Source organism: Morganella sp. BCCO 40_0007, from assembly GCF_032989665.1.
GTDB lineage: Bacteria > Pseudomonadota > Gammaproteobacteria > Enterobacterales > Enterobacteriaceae > Morganella > Morganella sibonii.
This window is the reverse complement of sequence record NZ_JAVBIN010000013.1, coordinates 14,817-36,227: the sequence shown is the minus strand read 5'-3', so window position 1 is coordinate 36,227 and position 21,411 is coordinate 14,817. Positions and strand designations below refer to the sequence as shown.

Genomic DNA, 21,411 nt, shown 5'->3' with positions numbered 1-21,411 from the left:
TCACGATCAAAAAGAGCACAACATCATGACCATCGCAACCAAAACACTCCGCGCCCCGTTTACCCCGGATGCCCTGCGCAGCCTGGCTCAGCAGTACGGTACTCCTCTCTGGTTATATGACAGTGAGGTGATTATCAGCCGTATTGCCCGTCTGAAGCGCTTTGATGTGATCCGTTTTGCGCAGAAAGCCAATTCCAATATTCATATTTTACGCCTGATGCATGAGCATGGCGTGAAAGTGGATTCCGTATCCGCCGGTGAAATTGAACGGGCGCTGAAAGCCGGTTACCGTCCGGATGAGATAGTTTTTACGGCAGATATGATCACGGAAGAAACGCTGGATCGCGTGCTGGAACTCGGTATCGCGGTGAATACCGGCTCAGTGGATATGCTGCGCCAGATTGGCGCCCGCCGTCCGGGGCATCCGGTGTGGCTGCGTATCAATCCGGGTTTTGGTCACGGACACAGCCAGAAAACCAATACCGGCGGCGAGAACAGCAAGCACGGGATCTGGTTTTCCGATCTCGGTGAAGCGCTGGCAGAAATCCGTCAGTATCAGCTGACGCTGACCGGCATTCATATGCATATCGGTTCCGGTGTGGACTATGAGCACCTTGCGACGGTCTGTGATGCGATGGCGGAGCTGGTGATCACCAATAATCTGGATATCCGTGCGATTTCTGCCGGTGGCGGCTTATCGACCCCTTATCGTGAGGGGGACGAAATTATTGATATCGACAATTATTTCTCACTCTGGGATGCGGCTCGGACACGTATAGCCTGCCATCTCGGCCGGGATATCACTCTGGAAATTGAACCGGGGCGTTATCTGGTGGCAGAATCCGGTATCCTGCTGGCTCAGGTACGGGCAGTGAAAGGAATGGGAAGCCGCCACTATGTACTGGTGGACAGCGGTTTTAATGACCTGATGCGCCCGGCAATGTACGGCAGTTATCACCATATTTCGGTATTACCGGCAGCGGGAGAGCCGCAAAACAGCACATTGCGGGAAACCATTGTGGCGGGTCCGTTATGTGAATCCGGTGATGTTTTTACTCAGCTGGAAGGCGGAATGGTGGTGCCGCGTGCGTTACCGGAAGTCAGTGTGAATGATTTCCTGGTTTTTCACGATACCGGCGCTTACGGTGCATCGATGTCATCGAATTACAACAGCCGGCCATTATTACCGGAAGTTCTGTTTACAGACGGAAAATCAAAACTCATCCGCCGTCGTCAGACCATTGATGAACTGATGGCGCTGGAAATCACTGAATAATAGATTATCCGTTATCGTTTTTGTCTGATATTGAAAATCCCCGGGAATAACATCCCGGGGATTTTATTATTAATACTCCCGGGGAGTATATTGATGTTATTTTTCTATTACATAAAAACAACAACAGAATGATGATTGTTAACGCAATAATCGTATCCGGAGGCTGTATTCCGGCAGAGTGTGACTGGTGTTATAAAACAGATTACCTGTCATAGAGTCTCTGCACTGTTCCCTTTATTATCCCTTCAGTCATTTTATTATTTATTACCGGTACAGTTTTTATATAACAGTGCCGATCAGCTTTTTTCCGGGGACGTGCGTATTATGAATTTAATGCAGCCATTTGTATCAGAAAAATTAACGCTTAAAAATAAATTAGTTTATCCGCCTGTCAGAATAAAACGGGCCACTGACGGTTACGCTGATTACTTTCATCTGGCGCATTATATGTCTTTTGCTGTCGGTCAGGTCGGGCTGATTATTATGGAAGAGTGTGCGGTTACGGCTGACGGACGTCTGGGCAGTGGTGCACTGGGTTTATATGAGGACGGGCATGTCGCCATGCTGGCTCAGATTGTGGCGATGCTGCAACATGAAGGCAGCAAAGTGGCGATTCAGCTGAACCATGCAGGCAGTAAATCACGGCTGGAATCCGGCAATATTATTCAGGATATTAATGTATTAACAGCAGATGAAATTACCGCATTGTTTGACTGCTATACAAAGGCTGCCGCGCGGGCAAATAAAGCCGGGTTTGATGCACTGGAAATTATGGCATCTCATGAGTTTTTAATTTCTCAGTTTATTGACCGGCGGACAAATCAGCGTACTGATAAATACGCTGATCCGGTTATTTTTCTGACAGAGTTACTGACCGCTGTCCGCCAATCCTGGCCGGAAGAGAAAGCGATTATTCTGCGTATCGGTACGCGTTATTGCGAAGAGGACAGTATTTTATTTACACAAAAAATTCTGCGTAATATTAATCCGCTTATTGATATTGTTCACATATCTAATGGCGGCAGTCAGATGCATGGTACAAATAAAGGTGTTGCTTATCAGCTGGAAGATACCAAAGGTGTTAAAAAAGGCTGTGAAAAACCTGTCATTGTTGTTGGTGGTATTCGCGACCATCAGCTGGCAGACGATATATTAGAGCATCAGTATGCGGATTTAATTGCTGTCGGCCGCGGATTATTACGTAATCCTAACTGGTATCTGGAATATTTACTGAAGCATGATCGTAAATTAATTCCCCGTCCGTATATCCGGGCGTTTCGCTGATAACAGTAAATACAATGACAGGAAGATGTTATGGCAATATCAGCCTTAAAGCGTATTTTCAGTGCCGGTGTCTTATTACTGTGTTTTAGTTGTGCCGGGGCAAAAGAAATCACTGATCTCGCCGGAAACCGGGTCACTATTCCGGATACAGTAGAGCGGATCGCGGTCGTACCTATTCCGTGGATGTCGATGATTTATGTGGTGGATGGCTCGGATGCAAAAATTGCCGGGATGCATCCGTCAGCGAAAGAGGCTTACCGCAATAGTATCCTGAAAACACTGGCACCCGGTATTGAAAAGGTCAACAGCACCTTTGTGAATAAAGATTTCACCATCAACGGTGAGGAACTGGTCAGATTAAATCCGGATCTGGTGATTATCTGGGATTACCAGAAAGAAGAAAAACAGAAGCTGGATAAACTCGGTATTCCGGCGGTGGCAATCAGATACGGTGATTTGGATGATGTCAAAAACGGGATCAGACTGCTGGGCGACATTCTGGGCAAGGAAAAGCGTGCCGCAGATTTACTGGCTTTTTTTGATCATCAGATTCAGTCAGTGAACACGGTGACAAGAGACTCAACCCCGGTGACTATTCGTGAAATGCCGTACGGAAAACCGGGTATTTTGTATGTCAGAGATAAAAACCTGACGGTGGCCGGAAAGACCTCGGTAAACAGTCTGATGATCAACCGGGCCGGGGGTATTAATGTGACAGATGATATGCCGGTTAAACCAAACTGGATCACGGTGTCAGCAGAACAAGTGATTAATCTGGACCCGGATATTATTATTCTGAGCCAGTTTGATTCATTTGTACCGGAAGATGTCTACCGGAATACGGTTGGCTGGCAGGGGGCAGAAACGATGTCTGCCGTGAAGAACAGACGTATCTATAAAGCACCTATCGGAATTTACCGCTGGGATGCGCCGGGAATAGAAACGCCGCTGATGATGAAATGGATTGAAGCCCGCATTATGCGCAAACCGGCAGATGATGCAGCAATACAGCAGGATATTCGTCAGTTCTTTAAGCAATTCTTCGGTGCCGATCTGACAGAAGCCCAAATGCGGGAGATCCTCAGTCTGGATGCCAATATGACCGGCCACAGCAGCACTGACCGGTAAGACAGAGCAGTCATGGCGGAGCAGGGAACGGCTCCGCCATGTTATTTTATACGCTGGGGTTTTCCCCTTTACGGTAACGATGAGAATTGGCGTGTGACTTCAGGCCGATAATCTCCGGTGCAAACTCATCCACATTGATCGAGCGCAGACGGCTGGCTTCCGCTTTGCGCAGAATATCAGCCTCTTCCGGAGTGACTTTTCCGTCCTCCAGTGCAGTATCCGCCAGTTTATCCAGCCGGGTAAAATCAATATATTTTTCGGCCATACGACTGAGGCGGGCCACCAGCGGTTCGGCGGCCAGAATATCACTGAGTGCGGCATTGAGCAGGCCGTGCGGGTTATTGGGTTCCGGTGCCAGATATTGCCCGCGTCCGATTCTGTCACGGGTGTCAGACGGTTCCTGTAACAGACGGGCGAGTTTGCTGTCCAGTTTATCGGATGGCGGACAGTGATGGCGGCCTGACGGGAAGATAGTCAGACGCAGCAGGGCGGCGACTTTCCGGTCAGGGAAGTTTGTCAGCAGTTCATCCATTGCTTTTTCGGCTTCATACAGACAATCCTGTACTGCCCAGTGTACCAGCGGTAAGTCAGCCTGCGGGCGGCCATCCTCATCAAACCGTTTTAAAGTGGCGGATGCGAGATAAAGCTGGCTGAGTATATCGCCGAGTCTGGCAGAAATCCGTTCGCGGCGCTTCAGACTGCCGCCGAGTGTCGCCATCGCGATATCTGACAGCAGCGCAAGGTTGGCACTCAGCCGGTTAAGGTGCTGATAATAGCGGCGGGTGGCATCCCGGAACGGTGAAGGACTGAAATGTCCGCGTGATAACCCCAGCCAGAAACTGCGGGTGGCGGCAGTTAATACATGGCCGATATGGGCAAACAGCGCGTTATCAAAGTCATTCAGCTGATTATCCGCCGCAGCGGCCATCTCGGTCAGTACATACGGGTGACAGCGGATGGCTCCCTGACCAAAGATAATCATACTGCGGGTCAGGATATTGGCACCTTCAACAGTGATGGCGATAGGCGCCCCCTGATAGTTGCGGGCAAGAAAATTGGATGGTCCGAGGCAGATACCTTTGCCGCCTGCAATATCCATCGCGTCAATAATGGCGCGCTGTCCCCGGTGGGTGCAGTGATATTTCACAATGGCGGACAGAACCGCCGGTTTTTCGCCCAGCATAATACCGGTGGTGATCAGTGTGGCGGCGGCATCCATCAGATAGGCATTCCCGGCAATACGCGCCAGCGGCTCCTCAATCCCTTCCATTTTGCCGATCGGCATCCGGAACTGACGGCGGATATAAGAATAAGCACCAATTGCCATTGCCGCGCTTTTCAGTCCGCCGGTAGCATTGGACGGTAGTGTGATTCCACGCCCGACAGACAGGCATTCCACCAGCATGCGCCAGCCCTGTCCGGCCATTGCCGGACCGCCGATAATATAGTCGAGCGGTACAAAGACATCTTTACCGCGTGTCGGGCCGTTCTGGAACGGGACATTGAGCGGGAAATGACGGGTACCGGTTTCAACCCCCGGCGTATTCACCGGGATCAGTGCGCAGGTGATCCCCGGCGAGGTTTTCTCACCGAGCAGTTTATCCGGATCATACAGTTTAAAGGCAAGGCCCAGGACGGTGGCAACCGGTGCCAGCGTGATGTAGCGTTTATTCCAGTTCAGGCGCATCCCGATCACCTGTTCACCCTGCCATTCGCCGGTACAGATAATCCCGGTATCCGGGATAGCTCCGGCATCAGAACCGGCTTCCGGGCTGGTCAGGGCAAAGCAGGGGATTTCTTCCCCGGAGGCCAGTCCCGGCAGCCAGCGTTTTTTCTGCTCGTCAGTTCCGTAGTGCTGTAACAACTCGCCCGGCCCCAGTGAATTGGGGACACCGACGGTTATCGCCAGAATACCGGAAACCCCGGCCAGTTTTTGCAGCACCCGCGCCTGGGCATAGGCGGAGAACGCCAGACCGCCATACTCTTTGCGGATAATCATGGCGAAGAATTTATGATCACGCAGGAACTGCCATAATTCCGGCGGCAGATCCGCCAGCTCATGGGTGATCTCAAAGTCATTGGCCATCCGGCAGGCTTCTTCTGCCGGGCCGTCAAGAAACGCCTGTTCTTCCGCCGTCAGTTGCGGAGCGGGGTAGTTGTGCAGCTTCTGCCAGTCCGGTTGTCCGCGGAACAGATCGCCTTCCCACCAGGTGGTGCCCGCATCAATCGCTTCTTTTTCTGTCTGTGACATCGGCGGCATCACTTTACGGAACAGCAGCATCAGACGGCTGCTGAACAAAGCCCGGCGGATGGACGTGATCACAAACGGCAGGAAAACCAGTGTCAGAAGAACGGTGACAGCAAACGGCCATAAACGAAAGACATTCATGATGAGACTGAACAGTATCAGTGCTGTTGCACTGTACTTCAGACTGACCCGGTGAAAAGCGAGCAGCCCGGTGGCGGCGATAAATAAAATTATGCTGAGTAGTAACATGATGAACCTCCGTAAAGGGGTATTCGTGTCAGTACAATGTGACATCAGAGGTCTGACCTGTTGTGTTCAGATCTAGCGCAACCAAAAAATAACTTCAATGATTTCACATTTTATTTACAACTCAGCTCACAAAATTAGCAGAACAAAATCCGGACGTTGACAAACCCGCAGGGGTTGGCGGCGACCACCAGAGGTTGTAAAAATAAATCAGGAAAATCAATTTATTGATTTTCGGCTGATAACACAAAGCAGGAAAAACCACGTTTTATCCTGCTTTGTCAGCAATCTCTATGTGTCTTATTTGCAGATGCCACGGATTGTGACTTCTTTCACCGGGGCAGATCCGTTACACTCAGAACAGACAAATCCGATTCATTTTCAGGAGCCTATCTCTATGTACCAGGAACTTATCCGCGGTGAACTGACCGAAGCAGCGGCAACCCTCGATAACTTTTTGAAAGATGAGAATAATATTGATGCAATCCGCCGGGCTGCTGTCATGCTGGCTGATTCTTTTAAAGCGGGCGGCAAAGTGATGTCATGCGGTAACGGTGGTTCACACTGTGATGCAATGCATTTTGCGGAAGAACTGACAGGACGCTACCGTGAAAACCGTCCGGGATATCCGGCAATTGCTATTTCTGATGTCAGCCACTTATCCTGCGTAAGTAATGATTTTGGCTATGAATATGTTTTCTCCCGCTTTGTTGAGTCTGTCGGCCGTGAAGGAGATGTGTTACTCGGTATCTCCACATCCGGTAACTCCGGCAATATTATCAAAGCGATTGAAGCGGCACGCGCCAAAGGTATGAAGGTGATCACACTGACCGGTAAAGACGGCGGTAAAATGGCGGGCAGTGCGGATATTGAAATTCGTGTACCACACTTTGGTTATGCGGATCGCATTCAGGAAATCCATATTAAGGTTATTCATATTCTGATCATGCTGATCGAAAAAGAAATGGTGAAATAACCCGGCCCGGTATCTGAAAAAGCACTCCGCTATCCGGCTGAGTGCTTTTTTTATGTCATGAGGCAGGACTTATTCATGATAAGCATAAAGTATCTTATATATAACCAAATCATCTAAAAAAATGATATTTCCGTAATTGTGAAACTAACGAATTGCGGGTAACAATAGTCTTCAGTTATCACGAAACCGGGTAAGGGAGAAAGGCAATGTGTGAATTGCTGGGGATGAGCGCGAATGTCCCGACTGATATTCATTTCAGTCTCAGCGGTCTGATCCCGCGCGGAGGGGAAACCGGGCCGCATAAAGACGGATGGGGAATTACGTTTTATGAAGGAATGGGGTGCCGGACCTTCAAAGACGCGCGTGCCTGCTGTCATTCTCCTGTCGCCCGTTTTGTCCGCGATTATCCCGTCAAATCCGAGGCGGTGATTGCCCATATCCGCCAGGCAAACAGAGGGGTGGTATCGCTGGAAAATACCCATCCTTTTACCCGTGAGTTGTGGGGGCGGAACTGGACATATGCCCACAACGGGCAGCTCAGCGGCTATGAACACCTGGCAACCGGTTTTTTTACCCCGGTCGGTCAGACTGACAGCGAGCATGCATTCTGCTGGCTGCTGAATCAGCTGAAAGAAAAATACCCGCAGCCGCCGCAGGATCTGCAGGCAGTATTCCGTGATATGAAGCGGCTGGCGGATGAGCTACGGCAGTTCGGCGTCTTTAATATGCTGTTGTCAGACGGCAGCTATGTGCTGGCGTACTGCTCCACCAATCTGCACTGGATCACCCGCCGCGCCCCGTTCGGCAGAGCCCGGCTGGTGGACAGTGATGTGGAGATCGATTTTTCTCAGCATACCAGCCCGGATGATGTGGTCTCGGTTATCGCCACACAGCCGCTGACCGGCAATGAGCAGTGGCAGAAAATCCGGCCGGGCGAGGCGGTTCTTTTTTACTACGGCGAGCGTGATGAATCCGTGTTCTGAGTCAGCAGGCCGGCTTCTGCTGCCGGTCCCGGTACGGCCGTGTGTGCGGCGGTGACATAACGGCCGTTAATAACAGCAACCACCGCCGGGATCTGATTCTCGGTAAAGTACTGATAAGCGGGTTGTAACTGCTGCCAGAAGGCCAGATGTGAGGAATTCCGGTGGCGGTTCATATTCTCCGGTGTCATCCGGAAAGGATAAATCGCAATATTCAGATCCGTCTGTCCGCTCAGCAGGGCGCTTTCCACATAGCGGTAAATCTCATCAATATAGGCATCCGTCATGGCGTAGCAGCCGACGGATTTGCAGTCACCGTGAACCATCAGATAATCCCCGGTATAGCCGTGCGCACGGTCAAATTCATTGGGAAAACCAAGGTTAATAGCTCGGTAAAACCGACTGTTCGGATTGAGCTGTGACAGACTGATGCGGTAAAAACCTTCTGGGCTTTTTAAATCACCGGTCAGCTGTTTGGGTCCCAGACCACCGGAAAACTGACAAACCGGATAGCGTTTTATCAGTTTAAAACGTCCGTTATTCTCCCGCGTGTATAACTCCAGCTCTTTTTCTTCTTTAAATATCTGTATAAATACCCGGCTGTTACGGACATCACTTACCGGTGCCGTAAGCCATAATGACGGGGATTTTCCCGTTGTTGCCGATGATTGCCCCGCAAAAAACAGCAGGCCGATCATGATAAAAATGATATGTCGCATTCTCAGTATTCAGGATGGCAATGGGTTGGTGAAAAAAGTAACAACAGATTGCCATGATGCAGATAATTTGTGAATGGTTTCCGGTGAGAATAAAATCGTTTGTTACAAACATTATTATGGTCAAAAAATAAACAGCAGTCGGTAAAGGTGATTAAATTGCTCGGTAAAGACGAGTTTTCCGGCTTTTTCTGATCACAATAATCCCATTTGCTTGAGCCAGGTCACTCGTTTCACCGGACAGAATTGTTGTGAAGTGGTAAAATAATGCGGATCTGGTTTAAGCAAAATCGTGACATACATCGGAGAAAACAGCCCGGGGCGACAACAGCGGCCCGGAGTGTTTTTATTGTTGAGTTGTCATACGCTGCTGCGGCAGTAATGACGTGGGTTTAACGAAAACTTGTGCAAATTTTATGATTAAAATTAAAAAAGGACTCGACCTGCCGATCGCAGGATCACCTGCTCAAGTCACAGAAGATGGCCCCTCAGTCCGCCACGTAGCGCTGCTGGGTGAAGAATACATCGGGATGCGTCCGTCTATGCTGGTTCAGGAAGGTGAATCAGTGAAGAAAGGACAGGCTCTTTTTGAAGATAAAAAGAACCCCGGTGTGATTTTTACCAGCCCCGCCTGCGGACAGGTAAAAGCCATCAATCGTGGCGAACGTCGTGTATTGCAATCGGTGGTGATTGAAATACAGGGAGACGAGCAATTCACATTTGACAGTTATGACCGTCGGGATCTGCCGTCACTGACCCGTGAACAGGCAGAGAAAAACCTGGTGGCCTCCGGATTGTGGACCGCGCTGCGGACCCGTCCGTTCAGCCGTACCCCCGCTCCGGGCTCTGTGCCTGCCGCCATTTTTGTCACCGCGATGGATACCAATCCGCTGGCGGCCGACCCGGTGGTGATTATCCGTCAGGAACAAATCGCGTTTGACGACGGTTTACAGGTACTGAGCTGTCTGACGGAAGGGAAGGTTCATGTCTGCCACGGTACAGCTGACTTCGTAAAAGTTACCGATAACAATCGTGTCAGTTATACACAGTTCAGCGGCCCGCATCCGGCAGGTCTTGCCGGTACGCATATCCATTTCCTGGAGCCGGTCAGCGCAACGAAAACAGTCTGGTCTCTGAATTACCAGGATGTTATCGCTATCGGTAAACTGTTTACGACCGGTTTTCTGTACACCGACCGTATTGTGGCACTCGGCGGCCCGCAGGTGGAAAACCCGCGTCTGCTGAGAACCCGTCTTGGTGCGGATCTGTATGAACTGACCGAAGGGCAGCTGAAAGCCGGCGAAAACCGCATTATTTCCGGTTCTGTCCTGTGGGGCGTGGCCAGTGATGATGTGCATCACTATCTGGGACGCTTTACCAATCAGGTATCCGTTCTGGAAGAAGGCCGTGAAAAAGAGCTGTTCGGCTGGATCATGCCGGGGACTGACAAATACACCGTTACCCGCACCACTCTGGGTCACTTCTTTAAGAAGAAACTGTTCTCATTTACTACATCAATGAATGGCGGCGAACGTTCCATGGTGCCAATCGGCAGTTATGAACGTGTCATGCCGCTCGACATTATGGCGACACATTTCCTGCGTGATCTGCTGGCGGGCGATACTGACAGCGCACAGGCGCTGGGTGCGCTGGAGCTGGATGAGGAAGATCTGGGGCTGTGTACCTATGTCTGTCAGAGTAAATATGAGTACGGCCCGGTGCTGCGTGACGTACTGACCAGGATTGAGCAGGAAGGATAATCATGGGTCTGAAAAAATTTCTGGAAAAAATTGAGCCGCATTTTGAACCGGGCGGTAAATTACAGAGATGGTATGCACTGTATGAAGCAGCGGCCACCATCTTCTATACCCCGGGGACCGTTACCCGCGGGCGTTCACATGTCCGTGATTCCATCGACCTTAAGCGTCTGATGATCCTGGTCTGGTTATCCGTTTTCCCGGCAATGTTCTGGGGGATGTATAACGTCGGTAACCAGGCAATACCGGTGCTGCTGGATATGTACAGCGGAGCGGAGCTTCAGCAGGTGATTGCCGGTGACTGGCATTATCGTCTCGCGGAACTCATCGGCGTGTCCTTTACTCAGGATGCGGGCTGGGTCAGCAAAATGCTGTTCGGTGCCGTTTATTTCCTGCCGATCTACGCAGTCATTTTTATCGTGGGCGGTTTCTGGGAAGTCCTGTTTGCGATGATTCGCGGGCATGAAATCAACGAAGGTTTCTTTATCACCTCCATTCTGCTGGCACTGATTGTTCCGCCGACTCTGCCGTTATGGCAGGCTGCGCTGGCTGTCACCTTTGGTGTGGTGGTCGCGAAGGAAATCTTCGGCGGGACAGGGCGTAACTTCCTGAACCCTGCACTGGCCGGTCGTGCTTTCCTGTTCTTTGCCTATCCGGCTCAGATTTCCGGTGACACGGTCTGGACTGCCGCTGACGGCTTCTCCGGCGCAACTCCGCTGTCACAGTGGGCTGTCGGTGGTGAGCATCAGCTGGTCAACACCATGACCAATCAGCCGATTTCATGGATGGATGCTTTTATCGGTAACGTGCCGGGCTCGATTGGTGAAGTATCCACACTGATGATTCTGATCGGTGGTGCCGTCATTCTGTTTGCCCGTATCGCTTCCCTGCGTATTGTGGCCGGTGTGATGGTCGGGATGATCGCGATGTCAGCCGTCTTTAATATGATTGGCTCTGACACCAACCCGCTGTTTGCTATGCCGTGGTACTGGCATCTGGTTCTTGGCGGTTTTGCCTTCGGTATGATTTTCATGGCGACGGACCCGGTTTCAGCCTCGTTTACCGATAAAGGTAAATGGGCTTACGGGATACTGATCGGGGTTATGTGTGTCCTGATCCGTGTGGCAAACCCGGCATATCCGGAAGGGATGATGCTGGCTATCCTGTTCGCCAACTTATTCGCCCCGTTATTTGATTATCTGGTGGTTCAGGCAAACATTAAACGGAGAAAAGCACGTGGCTAATGAAAAAACGAAAAACAAGGACAGTGTCGCAAGAACGTTTATCGTTGTCTTCGTCCTTTGCCTTGTGTGTTCGATAGTTGTGGCCGGTTCTGCTGTGGGGCTGAAGTCCACGCAGCAGACACAGATTATGCTGGATAAGCAGCGTAACATTCTGGATGTGGCCGGGTTACTCACGCCATCCATGCCGGCGAATGAAATCGACGCGGTCTATAAAAAATTCATCAGAGCAAAAATGGTGGATTTAAAAACCGGTCAGATGACTGACAGTACCGCCAAATACGATCTCAACGATGAACTGCGCAGCGATGAGACCAGTATTGCCCTGTCACCGGAAGAAGATCTGGCGAAAATCCGCCGCCGTGCTAACAGCGCGGAAATCTATCTGGTACAGAATGAGCAGGGTGAAACCAGCAAGATTGTTCTGCCGGTTTACGGCTCCGGTCTGTGGTCTGTGATGTATGCCTTTATCGCGATTGACGTGGACGGTATTACCTCTGAGGGGATCACTTATTACCAGCACGGTGAAACGCCGGGACTGGGTGGTGAAGTGGATAACCCGCAATGGCGTAAACAGTGGATTGGTAAAAAGCTGTTTAATGAAGAAGGTATGCCGGCCATTAAAATAGTCCGCAGCGGCTCAACTGACAGCCCGTACGGGATTGATGGTTTATCCGGTGCGACACTGACCTCAAACGGCATCCAGCATATGTTTGATTTCTGGCTGGGCGACAACGGTTTTGGCCCGTTCCTGAAAACAGTACGCGAAGGAGCGTTGAATCATGGCTGATAGTAAAGAAATTAAACGCGTTCTTCTCGGACCGTTATTAGATAACAACCCGATTGCCCTCCAGGTTCTGGGGGTGTGTTCGGCGCTGGCGGTAACCACCAAACTGGAAACCGCACTGGTTATGACCATCGCGGTCACCCTGGTAACAGCATTCTCCAGCATGTTTATCTCGATGATCCGTAATTTCATTCCGGGCAGTGTGCGGATTATTGTTCAGATGGCGATTATCGCCTCGCTGGTTATTCTTGTTGACCAGATTCTGCGGGCTTACGCCTACGGCATCTCCAAACAGCTTTCCGTGTTTGTCGGCCTGATCATTACCAACTGTATTGTAATGGGACGAGCGGAAGCGTATGCGATGAAAGCACCGCCGCTGGAAAGCTTTATGGATGGTATCGGTAACGGATTAGGCTACGGCGTGATCCTGCTGCTGGTGGGCTTCTTCCGCGAACTGATCGGCTCCGGTAAACTTTTTGGTGTGACTATGCTGGAAACGGTACAGAACGGCGGCTGGTATCTGCCGAACGGTCTGTTCCTGCTGGCTCCGAGCGCATTCTTCATCATCGGGATGCTCATCTGGGGTATTCGCACCCTGAAACCGTCACAAGTCGAGAAGGATTAAGATATGGAACATTATATCAGTCTCTTTGTGCGGGCTGTATTCATTGAAAACATGGCGCTGGCTTTCTTCCTCGGGATGTGTACTTTCCTGGCGGTGTCCAAAAATGTCAAAACGGCGTTCGGGCTCGGGGTGGCAGTTACCGTGGTGCTGGGGATTTCTGTTCCGGCCAACAACCTGGTCTATAACCTGCTGCTGCGCGACGGCGCACTGATGGACGGTGTGGATTTAAGCTTCCTGAACTTCATTACCTTTATCGGGGTCATTGCGGCACTGGTACAGATTCTGGAGATGATTCTGGATCGCTACTTCCCTGCACTGTATAACGCGCTGGGCATCTTCCTGCCGTTAATCACCGTAAACTGTGCGATTTTTGGTGGTGTGTCCTTTATGGCGCAGCGCGACTACAACTTTACGGAGTCTGTGGTTTACGGTTTTGCTTCCGGTATCGGCTGGCTGCTGGCGATTGTGCTGATGGCCGCTATCCGCGAGAAGATGAAATACTCTGACGTCCCGTCCGGCCTGAAAGGGCTGGGGATCACATTCGTGACTACCGGACTGATGGCTCTGGGCTTTATGTCCTTCTCCGGCGTACAGTTATAAGGGTGAAACGCAATTATGGATATCGTTATTTTAGGCGTGGCAATGTTTACCCTGATTGTTCTGGCGCTGACCGCGTTGATTTTGTTCGCAAAATCAAAACTGGTGAACACAGGGGACGTTAAGATTGACGTCAACGGCGATGCGGAGAAAAGCTTCAGCGCACCTGCCGGTGATAAATTACTGAATGTGCTGTCCGGTCAGGGGATTTTTGTCTCTTCTGCCTGTGGCGGCGGCGGAACCTGCGGCCAGTGCCGCGTGAAGATCAAAGAAGGCGGCGGTGATATTCTGCCGACAGAGATGTCCCACATTAACAAGCGCGAAGCGCGTGAAGGCTGCCGTCTGGCGTGCCAGGTGAATGTGAAGCAGGATCTGAAAATTGAGCTGCCGGAAGAGATCTTCGGGGTGAAAAAATGGGAGTGCGAAGTTATCTCCAATGATAACAAAGCGACGTTCATTAAAGAGCTGAAACTGAAAATTCCTGATGGTGAAGTTGTACCGTTCCGTGCCGGTGGCTTTATTCAGATTGAATGTCCGCCGCATGTGGTGCGTTATGATGAATTTGATGTACCGCAGGAGTACCGGGAAGACTGGGATAAATTTAATTTATTCCGCTATGTGTCTGAAGTGAAAGAACCGACCGTCCGCGCATACTCCATGGCAAACTATCCGGAAGAGCACGGGATTATTTTGCTGAACGTGCGTATCGCCACACCGCCTCCGCGTGTGCCGGATGCACCTCCGGGCATTATGTCCTCTTACATCTGGTCACTGAAACCGGGTGATAAAGTGACAATTTCCGGGCCGTTCGGGGAATTCTTCGCGAAAGAAACTGACGCGGAAATGATCTTTATCGGCGGTGGTGCGGGGATGGCGCCGATGCGTTCGCATATCTTCGATCAGCTTAAGCGTCTGCACTCCAAACGTAAGATGTCTTTCTGGTATGGTGCGCGTTCAAAACGTGAAATGTTCTATGAAGAAGATTTTGACCAGCTTCAGGCTGAGAATGAAAACTTCACCTGGAACGTGGCGCTGTCTGATGCCCTGCCGGAAGATAACTGGGACGGATACACCGGGTTTATTCATAATGTTCTCTATGAACATTACCTGAAAAACCATCCGGCACCGGAAGATTGTGAGTTCTACATGTGCGGGCCGCCGATGATGAACGCCGCCGTGATCAAGATGCTCAAAGATCTGGGTGTGGAAGACGAAAACATTATGCTGGATGACTTCGGCGGCTGATTTCCGCCCCTGTCATAACGAAACTGCGCCCACTCCTGTGGGCGCAGATGATCTGAAATCAGACTGGATTGTGTATGGTAAAAATAAAACGGGCCTTTCTGCCGCTGGCACTGATGGCATTGTTACTGAGTGCGTGTGGTGATAAAACACCGGAAACACAGCAGGTAACCCTGAACGGCAAAACGATGGGCACCTCTTACGCGGTAAAATATGTGGCTGATCCGAAAAATCCGTCACCGGAATCTGTGCAGAAAGGTATTGATGTGGTGCTGGAAGAGGTCAATGATCAGATGTCCACCTACCGGCCGGATTCTGAACTCAGCCGCTTTAATCAGAGCCGCGACGTAAATACACCGTTCCCGGTTTCTGCCGCAACCGCAAAGGTGGTTCGTGAGGCTATCCGTATTAATCAGCTGACAGACGGCGCACTGGATGTCACTGTCGGCCCGCTGGTCAATCTGTGGGGATTTGGCCCGGAAGGACGCGTGACTCATGTGCCGACTGAGCAGGATATCGAAGCCCGCCGCCAGTGGACCGGGATTGATAAACTGAAGGTGGAAGACAATAATCTGATTAAGACCGTGCCGGAACTGTATGTGGATCTGTCTTCCATAGCGAAAGGCTACGGAGTGGATGCGGTTGCCGAATATCTGGAATCACAGAATATCCGCAATTATATGGTGGATGTGGGCGGTGAAGTCCGGACTCAGGGTATTAACGGTAAAGGTAAGCCGTGGCGCATTGCGATTGAAAAACCATCATCGCAGGGGCTGAGCCAGTCTGCACAGGAAGTTATTGAGCCGGGTAATGCCTCTGTGGCGACATCCGGGGATTACCGGAATTATTTTGAAGAAAATAATGTCCGTTACTCACATACCATTGATCCGAAAACAGCGCGGCCGATTAACCACAATCTGGTATCGATTACCGTTATTGCGGATAATTGCATGAGTGCGGATGGCTTTTCTACCGGGCTGAATGTGCTCGGGCCGGAGCGTGGTCTTGAAGTAGCGAATGCACAAAATATCCCTGTCTTTATGATTGTCAAAACAGAGAAGGGATTTGAAGAACGCTACAGTGAGGCATTTAAGCCCTATTTGCAGCAAAAATAAAAGAGGGTGGCTGATATGATGATAAAAGTATTTATCGCAACCTTTATCCTGTTTCTGGTCGCATTCCTGGGGATGTCTCTTGGCTATATTATTAAGCGCAAGAGCATCCAGGGAAGCTGCGGCGGGCTGAGCAGCATTGGTGTTGAGAAAGTCTGTGACTGTCCCGAACCGTGCGATGCCCGGAAAAAGCGGATGGCGCGTGAAGCTGCCCGTGAAGAGAAACTGAATAAAAACAGGATTGTATAGTATTAAATAATATAAAAGGCGCCTTTGTCAGCAATCTCAAAGGCGCCCGTCAGGCGCCTTTGTTTATTGTTGTTCATTAACCGCAGGTCAGTAATAGCGGATCAGTAATAATGATAACGCGATGTCACAATCGCGGTATTTATCACAATAATATTATTCGTGTTGTTCCCTTCGGTCATGCTCTGCCAGAGTGCTTTTTCGCAGTTCCCGTAGCTGTCTGTCTGCTGACAAATATAGATTGCTTTTACCCGGCCCAGCGGTGTGTGCTGTGTTTGTGTCTGCCGGATAACCTGACCGTTATCATTATACGCAAATTCATAGTTCATCGGAGGCAGGCCATTCCCCTGTGACGTTATCGAATTTATTTGCCGGTCACTGCGCCAGTCGTAACGGATTTCACCGACGGTATCTGAGGAACCGCCTTTTAACACGGCATGTGCGATTAAACCGTCTTTATAAAAAAAATCCGTATCCATCCGGAATTTTGGTGTGTTTCCGCCGCTGCTTGAATCTGATTCGGCACGGATGATTTGCTTTTGATTGTTATAAAAAAGATGGCTGCGGGCTTTAATAAGGGTTACCGGCGCTTTTCCGCTGTTGAGCAATTGCGACGTAAATAATAAAGTATAGCCCTGTTCCGTTTTCTGACCTTCGGAATACATCCGGTTTTGCAGACCGGGATAGCGTTCAGTTACTTCCAGCGAAAAGTCGCTCAGTTCACCACAGGGGTTCAGGTTATATCGCCCGTTGATAATAATATTATCGTTCTTACTGTCCGGGGCACGGGTTGTTGTGATGACGGATTTTACCGGGCCGTTAATCATACCGGCACCCAGAATAATAAAGTTACTGCTGCGTGTTTCATCTGAATACAGCCGGCAATCCGCGTAAGAATAAAGACTGAATAACAGCAAAAATAATCCCATAAAAACAAGAGGGGATTTTTGGGGTGAATTGAAATCAATAAATAGGTTACTTATCACCGTATGACCTCCCGGATGTTTCTTATAGTTATAACAAAATTGTCCTGATAAATAAATTACTATAATTAATTAGAGTTGCTGAGATTATAAAATATTATGCGGGAGTGACAGGGGCGGTTGCGGGAAGGGATGTAACGTATTAAATAAGAGTGATATTTATAATCTATTAAATGTCACTCTTATTTTTCAGTACCTCAAAATCAATAGGTAATAATACGAAAATTAATTATTTTATTTTCATATTAAGTAATGAATCGACCATCACACCATCCGCTCCTAACTCTGCTGCCAGCTGTAAGTCTGCCGGTGTTTTAATACCGAACAGCACAACCCGGTTTTTATTATTTTTACGGAAGCAGTCCATGGCTGTTTTATCCCATGTCAGCACAACCGGAGAGCGGGCTTCACCCAGTGTAAAGGTTTCAACCACATCGACCTTGCGGTGCAGCTCGAAGCCATACCAGCGTGGCTGAGGATTATCTGCCAGGTCACAGGTGTGAGTGATCAGGCTGCCGGCCAGTGCATTGCGGGTGGTATCACGGCTTTCAAATACCGGGATTGACTGTGGCAGTGCGGCCAGATAATCCTGACCGGTCGAATAGACACGAACCCGGTTCTTCGCCTGATGACGGGTCAGTACGGTATCCAGCTGCTGTGCAAAGATGGCAGGTACTGCATCCGGGGATTTGATATCGAGATAGAAAAAAGTCTCCGGATAGCGGCTCAGTACAGTGTCCAGTGACGGAATCGCGGCGTTGATATGGGTGTTGTTTTTTTGATTATAGTCACGGGCTGCATCAATTTTTGCCAGCTCTGCGGCCGTGTAACCGGAAACCGGACCGGTTTTATCGGTCAGGGATTTCAGATCAGACGGGCGGTATAACACCACCTGGTTGTCTTTTGATAACTGAAGCGTGATCCAGATAGCATCCGCTTTGTTACCCAGTGCTTTATCGATGGCGTACAGGGTGTTTTCAGGCGCATCCGCAGTGGCGGCGCGGTGAGCAATAATTTGCGGTGCTGCGTGGGTTGTCATAACAATACAACTCAGAAAAAGGGCAGAAAGTATTTTTTTCATAATCCGTCCGTCAGAAAGAAAGTGATCGGGTGTGTGTCACGCAGCTGTTTTACCAAAGCAACATGACAACCGGATGTAATCACAGAAAAAAAACACAAACTTGCAAATTTCAGCCCGCTGATTGATATGGTGAATAATGAGTGGATTAATCGATTTGAATTGAATTAAGTTTAACTGTATATTTAAACAGTAATATTGGTGAGCGGGAGAGGCGGATGCGTAAAATTATTCATATTGATATGGATTGTTTTTATGCGGCGATTGAAATGCGTGACGATCCCCGTCTGCGCGATATCCCTCTGGCTATCGGCGGGAGTGCCGACCGGCGCGGTGTGATTGCAACCGCGAATTATCCGGCACGGCGTTTCGGGGTGCACAGTGCGATGTCGACGGCAAAAGCATTGCTGTTATGCCCGCACCTGAAAGTAATCCCGGGACGGATGGAGTTATATAAAACCACCTCCCGCCATCTGCATGCTATTTTTGCCCGTTATACCTCACTGATTGAGCCGCTGTCTCTCGATGAGGCCTATCTTGATGTGACGGACAGTCCGCAGTGCTGGGGCTCCGCCACGCTGATGGCAGAAGAGATCCGCCGGACTATTTTTACTGAGCTGGGACTGACGGCATCAGCCGGGGTGGCACCGGTCAAGTTTCTCGCCAAAATCGCCTCTGATCTGAATAAACCAAACGGGCAGTACATTATCACACCGGAGCAGGTAGCGGATTTTGTTCTGTCTCTGCCGCTGCGTAAAATTCCCGGCGTGGGAAAAGTAACCGCAAAACGGCTGACTGATCTTGGGCTGGAGACTTGCCGGGATGTGCAGCATTATGATCAGATATCGCTGCTGAAGCAGTTCGGAAAGTTCGGCCGGATCATCTGGGAGCGCAGTCACGGCACAGATGAGCGTCCGGTTTGTCCGGACAGGGAACGGAAATCGGTCGGTGTTGAGCGGACACTGGCGGAAGATATTGTGTCGTGGGATGAATGTCAGACCATTATTGATGCGCTGTTTCCGGAGCTGGAGCGCCGTCTGACAAAGGTGTCATCGGATCTGCGGATCGCCCGGCAGGGAATCAAACTCAAGTTTGCGGATTTTCAGCAGACAACACAGGAACATGTTCATCCGGTGCTGGATAAAGCGGATTTACTGAAGACGGCGGAACTGGCCTGGAAAAGCCGCCGGGAAGGGCGTGGTGTCAGGCTGGTGGGGCTGCATGTGACACTGCTGGACCCGCAGCTGGAGCGGCAGTTGCTGCTGGGATTCTGAAGCACATATAAAAACGGCGGAACAGATGTTCCGCCGCTGAACTGAATGATGCTGTTATGCTTTTTCAGGGATCGCTTTTAAGATAGCGGTCAGTAACTGCCAGTACTGTCCGACACTCTTGATATGCACCTGCTCATCCGGAGAGTGAGCACCGGTGATGGTCGGCCCGATGGAAACCATGTCCATGTCCGGATACGGTTTTTTGAATAAACCGCACTCAAGACCGGCGTGGATCACCATAATGTTCGGCGTTTTATCAAACAGCTGCTGATAGGTTTCGCTGACCAGATGCATAACCGGGGAGTCAGCATCCGGCTGCCAGCCCGGATAACCGCCTTCGGCAACAATATCCGCACCGGACAGTGCCGCCAGAGAGGTCAGCATACTGACCACAGAGGATTTACCGGATTCAATCAGGGAACGCACCAGGCAGATAACCTGCACACGGTCTTCACTCATTTTCACCACACCGACGTTCAGTGAGGTTTCGACCACGCCCGGTACCACGTCACTCATGCGGATCACGCCGTTCGGCATTACGTTGAGCATATTGATGAAGCGGGACTGCACATCAGCGGTCAGCACACCCTGAGCAGCAGTTGCGGCTTCAAGGGTGACGACCAGATTTTTCTCTTTCTGTGCCAGTTCTTCTCTGAGCAGGGCTTCAAAGGTCTGTGCCAGTGATTTCAGCTGTGCGGCTTTATCTGCCGGTACTGCCAGGGTGATGTGGCCTTCACGCGGAATCGCGTTGCGCAGTGTACCGCCCTGAAAATCAACCAGACGCGCGCCGAGTTCTGCGGCGTGACCGGCCAGGAAACGGGCCAGTGATTTGTTGGCGTTGCCCAGACCCAGGTGAATATCGCCGCCGGAATGGCCGCCTTTGAGACCTTTCAGGGTCAGGGTGAAGATGCTGTAACCGGCCGGAACGGCTTCACGGCTCAGTGCCAGGGTGGTGGTGACGTCAATACCGCCCGCACAACCCATATAAATCTCACCTTCCTCTTCGGAGTCGGTGTTGATCAGAATATCAGCCTGTAACCAGTCCGGCTGAAGACCGAATGCGCCGTCCATCCCGGCTTCTTCGGTCATGGTCAGCAGAACTTCCAGCGGACCATGTTTGACGGAATCATCAGCCAGCACTGCCAGCGCGGATGCCATACCGATACCGTTATCCGCACCTAATGTGGTGCCTTTCGCGGTAACCCAGTCACCGTCGATATACGGCTGAATCGGATCTTTTTCGAAATCGTGTGCTGTATCATTGTTTTTCTGCGGCACCATATCCAGGTGCGCCTGCAGGACGACCGCTTTACGGTTTTCCAGGCCTTTGCTGGCCGGTTTGCGGATCAGGATATTACCGACGCTGTCGCGCTCAACGTGGAATTCCTTTTCTTTTGCCCATTCAATGATATGTGCGGCCAGTTGCTCTTCGTGGTAGGACGGGTGAGGAATAGAGCAGATTTTGGCAAAAATGTCCCACAGCGGCTGCGGAAATAATTGTGATAGTTCAGACACGTTCGATCTCCTGTTACTGCATTTTTCATTATAAGGGGGAGGATACCTGAAGGCGGCCGGTGACGCTGTTTAAAATGAGCGGTCGCGAATATCCGATGTC

Annotated in this window: 19 protein-coding genes; 14 read left to right on the top strand and 5 right to left on the bottom strand. The window is 50.4% G+C overall.

Annotated features, from left to right (window positions below):
* Positions 1–25: 25 nt before the first annotated feature.
* The 3 genes from lysA to R5268_RS15850 all read left to right on the top strand — a co-directional run bounded on the left by lysA (position 26) and on the right by R5268_RS15850 (position 3,688).
* Positions 26–1,276, top strand: a complete 1,251-nt coding sequence (lysA, locus tag R5268_RS15860) for a diaminopimelate decarboxylase (RefSeq protein WP_317419739.1) — start codon at positions 26–28, stop codon at positions 1,274–1,276.
* 324 nt (positions 1,277–1,600) lie between these two features.
* Positions 1,601–2,560 carry an NADH:flavin oxidoreductase gene (locus tag R5268_RS15855; RefSeq protein ID WP_317419738.1) on the top strand — a complete coding sequence of 320 codons (960 nt, stop codon included), beginning with the start codon at positions 1,601–1,603 and terminating at the stop codon, positions 2,558–2,560.
* Between the two features lie 30 nt (positions 2,561–2,590).
* Complete coding sequence (locus R5268_RS15850) at positions 2,591–3,688, top strand: ABC transporter substrate-binding protein (protein ID WP_317419737.1); 1,098 nt, start codon at positions 2,591–2,593, stop codon at positions 3,686–3,688.
* Between the two features lie 46 nt (positions 3,689–3,734).
* Here the strand turns inward: R5268_RS15850 and fadE are convergent, their stop codons facing one another.
* Complete coding sequence (gene fadE, locus R5268_RS15845) at positions 3,735–6,185, bottom strand: acyl-CoA dehydrogenase FadE (protein WP_317419736.1); 2,451 nt, start codon at positions 6,183–6,185, stop codon at positions 3,735–3,737.
* A 394-nt stretch (positions 6,186–6,579) separates the two neighbouring features.
* Between fadE and lpcA the strand changes: the two genes are divergently transcribed.
* Both lpcA and R5268_RS15835 read left to right on the top strand, forming a co-directional pair.
* Positions 6,580–7,158, top strand: coding sequence for a D-sedoheptulose 7-phosphate isomerase (gene lpcA / locus R5268_RS15840; protein WP_024472650.1), 579 nt, complete (start codon positions 6,580–6,582; stop codon positions 7,156–7,158).
* Between the two features lie 206 nt (positions 7,159–7,364).
* Positions 7,365–8,141, top strand: coding sequence for a class II glutamine amidotransferase (locus R5268_RS15835; protein ID WP_107679630.1), 777 nt, complete (start codon positions 7,365–7,367; stop codon positions 8,139–8,141).
* On the opposite strand, the gene R5268_RS15830 is transcribed toward R5268_RS15835, so the two are convergent.
* Positions 8,111–8,857, bottom strand: coding sequence for a murein L,D-transpeptidase family protein (locus R5268_RS15830; RefSeq protein WP_107679629.1), 747 nt, complete (start codon positions 8,855–8,857; stop codon positions 8,111–8,113). The two genes, R5268_RS15835 and R5268_RS15830, sit on opposite strands and share 31 nt — an antisense overlap.
* A 413-nt stretch (positions 8,858–9,270) precedes the next feature.
* Between R5268_RS15830 and R5268_RS15825 the strand changes: the two genes are divergently transcribed.
* From R5268_RS15825 to nqrM, 8 genes are all read left to right on the top strand, one after another.
* Positions 9,271–10,614, top strand: a complete 1,344-nt coding sequence (locus R5268_RS15825; RefSeq protein ID WP_054424764.1) for a Na(+)-translocating NADH-quinone reductase subunit A — start codon at positions 9,271–9,273, stop codon at positions 10,612–10,614.
* A 2-nt stretch (positions 10,615–10,616) separates the two neighbouring features.
* Positions 10,617–11,855, top strand: coding sequence for an NADH:ubiquinone reductase (Na(+)-transporting) subunit B (locus R5268_RS15820; protein WP_107679628.1), 1,239 nt, complete (start codon positions 10,617–10,619; stop codon positions 11,853–11,855).
* Positions 11,848–12,642 (top strand): Na(+)-translocating NADH-quinone reductase subunit C, encoded by a 795-nt coding sequence (locus R5268_RS15815; RefSeq protein WP_166707168.1) that lies wholly within the window; start codon positions 11,848–11,850, stop codon positions 12,640–12,642. Before R5268_RS15820 ends, R5268_RS15815 begins: the two co-directional genes overlap by 8 nt.
* The gene (locus R5268_RS15810) at positions 12,635–13,264 is read left to right on the top strand and encodes an NADH:ubiquinone reductase (Na(+)-transporting) subunit D (RefSeq protein WP_046895197.1); all 630 of its coding nucleotides are present in this window, start codon (positions 12,635–12,637) and stop codon (positions 13,262–13,264) included. Before R5268_RS15815 ends, R5268_RS15810 begins: the two co-directional genes overlap by 8 nt.
* A gap of 3 nt (positions 13,265–13,267) precedes the next feature.
* The gene (gene nqrE, locus R5268_RS15805; RefSeq protein ID WP_046895198.1) at positions 13,268–13,864 is read left to right on the top strand and encodes an NADH:ubiquinone reductase (Na(+)-transporting) subunit E; all 597 of its coding nucleotides are present in this window, start codon (positions 13,268–13,270) and stop codon (positions 13,862–13,864) included.
* Between the two features lie 15 nt (positions 13,865–13,879).
* Positions 13,880–15,106, top strand: a complete 1,227-nt coding sequence (nqrF, locus tag R5268_RS15800) for an NADH:ubiquinone reductase (Na(+)-transporting) subunit F (RefSeq protein ID WP_054424757.1) — start codon at positions 13,880–13,882, stop codon at positions 15,104–15,106.
* A gap of 74 nt (positions 15,107–15,180) precedes the next feature.
* Positions 15,181–16,218 (top strand): FAD:protein FMN transferase, encoded by a 1,038-nt coding sequence (locus R5268_RS15795; protein WP_317419735.1) that lies wholly within the window; start codon positions 15,181–15,183, stop codon positions 16,216–16,218.
* An 18-nt stretch (positions 16,219–16,236) separates the two neighbouring features.
* Positions 16,237–16,464 carry a (Na+)-NQR maturation NqrM gene (gene nqrM / locus R5268_RS15790; RefSeq protein ID WP_024472643.1) on the top strand — a complete coding sequence of 76 codons (228 nt, stop codon included), beginning with the start codon at positions 16,237–16,239 and terminating at the stop codon, positions 16,462–16,464.
* 101 nt (positions 16,465–16,565) lie between these two features.
* Here the strand turns inward: nqrM and R5268_RS15785 are convergent, their stop codons facing one another.
* Both R5268_RS15785 and R5268_RS15780 read right to left on the bottom strand, forming a co-directional pair.
* On the bottom strand, positions 16,566–17,378 hold the full coding sequence (locus R5268_RS15785; protein ID WP_317419734.1) for a hypothetical protein: 813 nt from the start codon (positions 17,376–17,378) through the stop codon (positions 16,566–16,568).
* A 295-nt stretch (positions 17,379–17,673) separates the two neighbouring features.
* Positions 17,674–18,525 (bottom strand): glycerophosphodiester phosphodiesterase family protein, encoded by an 852-nt coding sequence (locus R5268_RS15780; protein WP_317419733.1) that lies wholly within the window; start codon positions 18,523–18,525, stop codon positions 17,674–17,676.
* A 215-nt stretch (positions 18,526–18,740) separates the two neighbouring features.
* On the opposite strand from R5268_RS15780, the gene dinB reads away from it, so the two are divergent.
* Positions 18,741–19,796 (top strand): DNA polymerase IV, encoded by a 1,056-nt coding sequence (dinB, locus tag R5268_RS15775; RefSeq protein WP_317419732.1) that lies wholly within the window; start codon positions 18,741–18,743, stop codon positions 19,794–19,796.
* A gap of 54 nt (positions 19,797–19,850) precedes the next feature.
* Here dinB and pepD read toward each other — a convergent pair whose 3' ends face one another.
* Entirely contained in the window at positions 19,851–21,311 is a 1,461-nt protein-coding gene (pepD, locus tag R5268_RS15770; protein WP_317419731.1) for a beta-Ala-His dipeptidase, read from the bottom strand.
* Positions 21,312–21,411 lie beyond the last annotated feature (100 nt).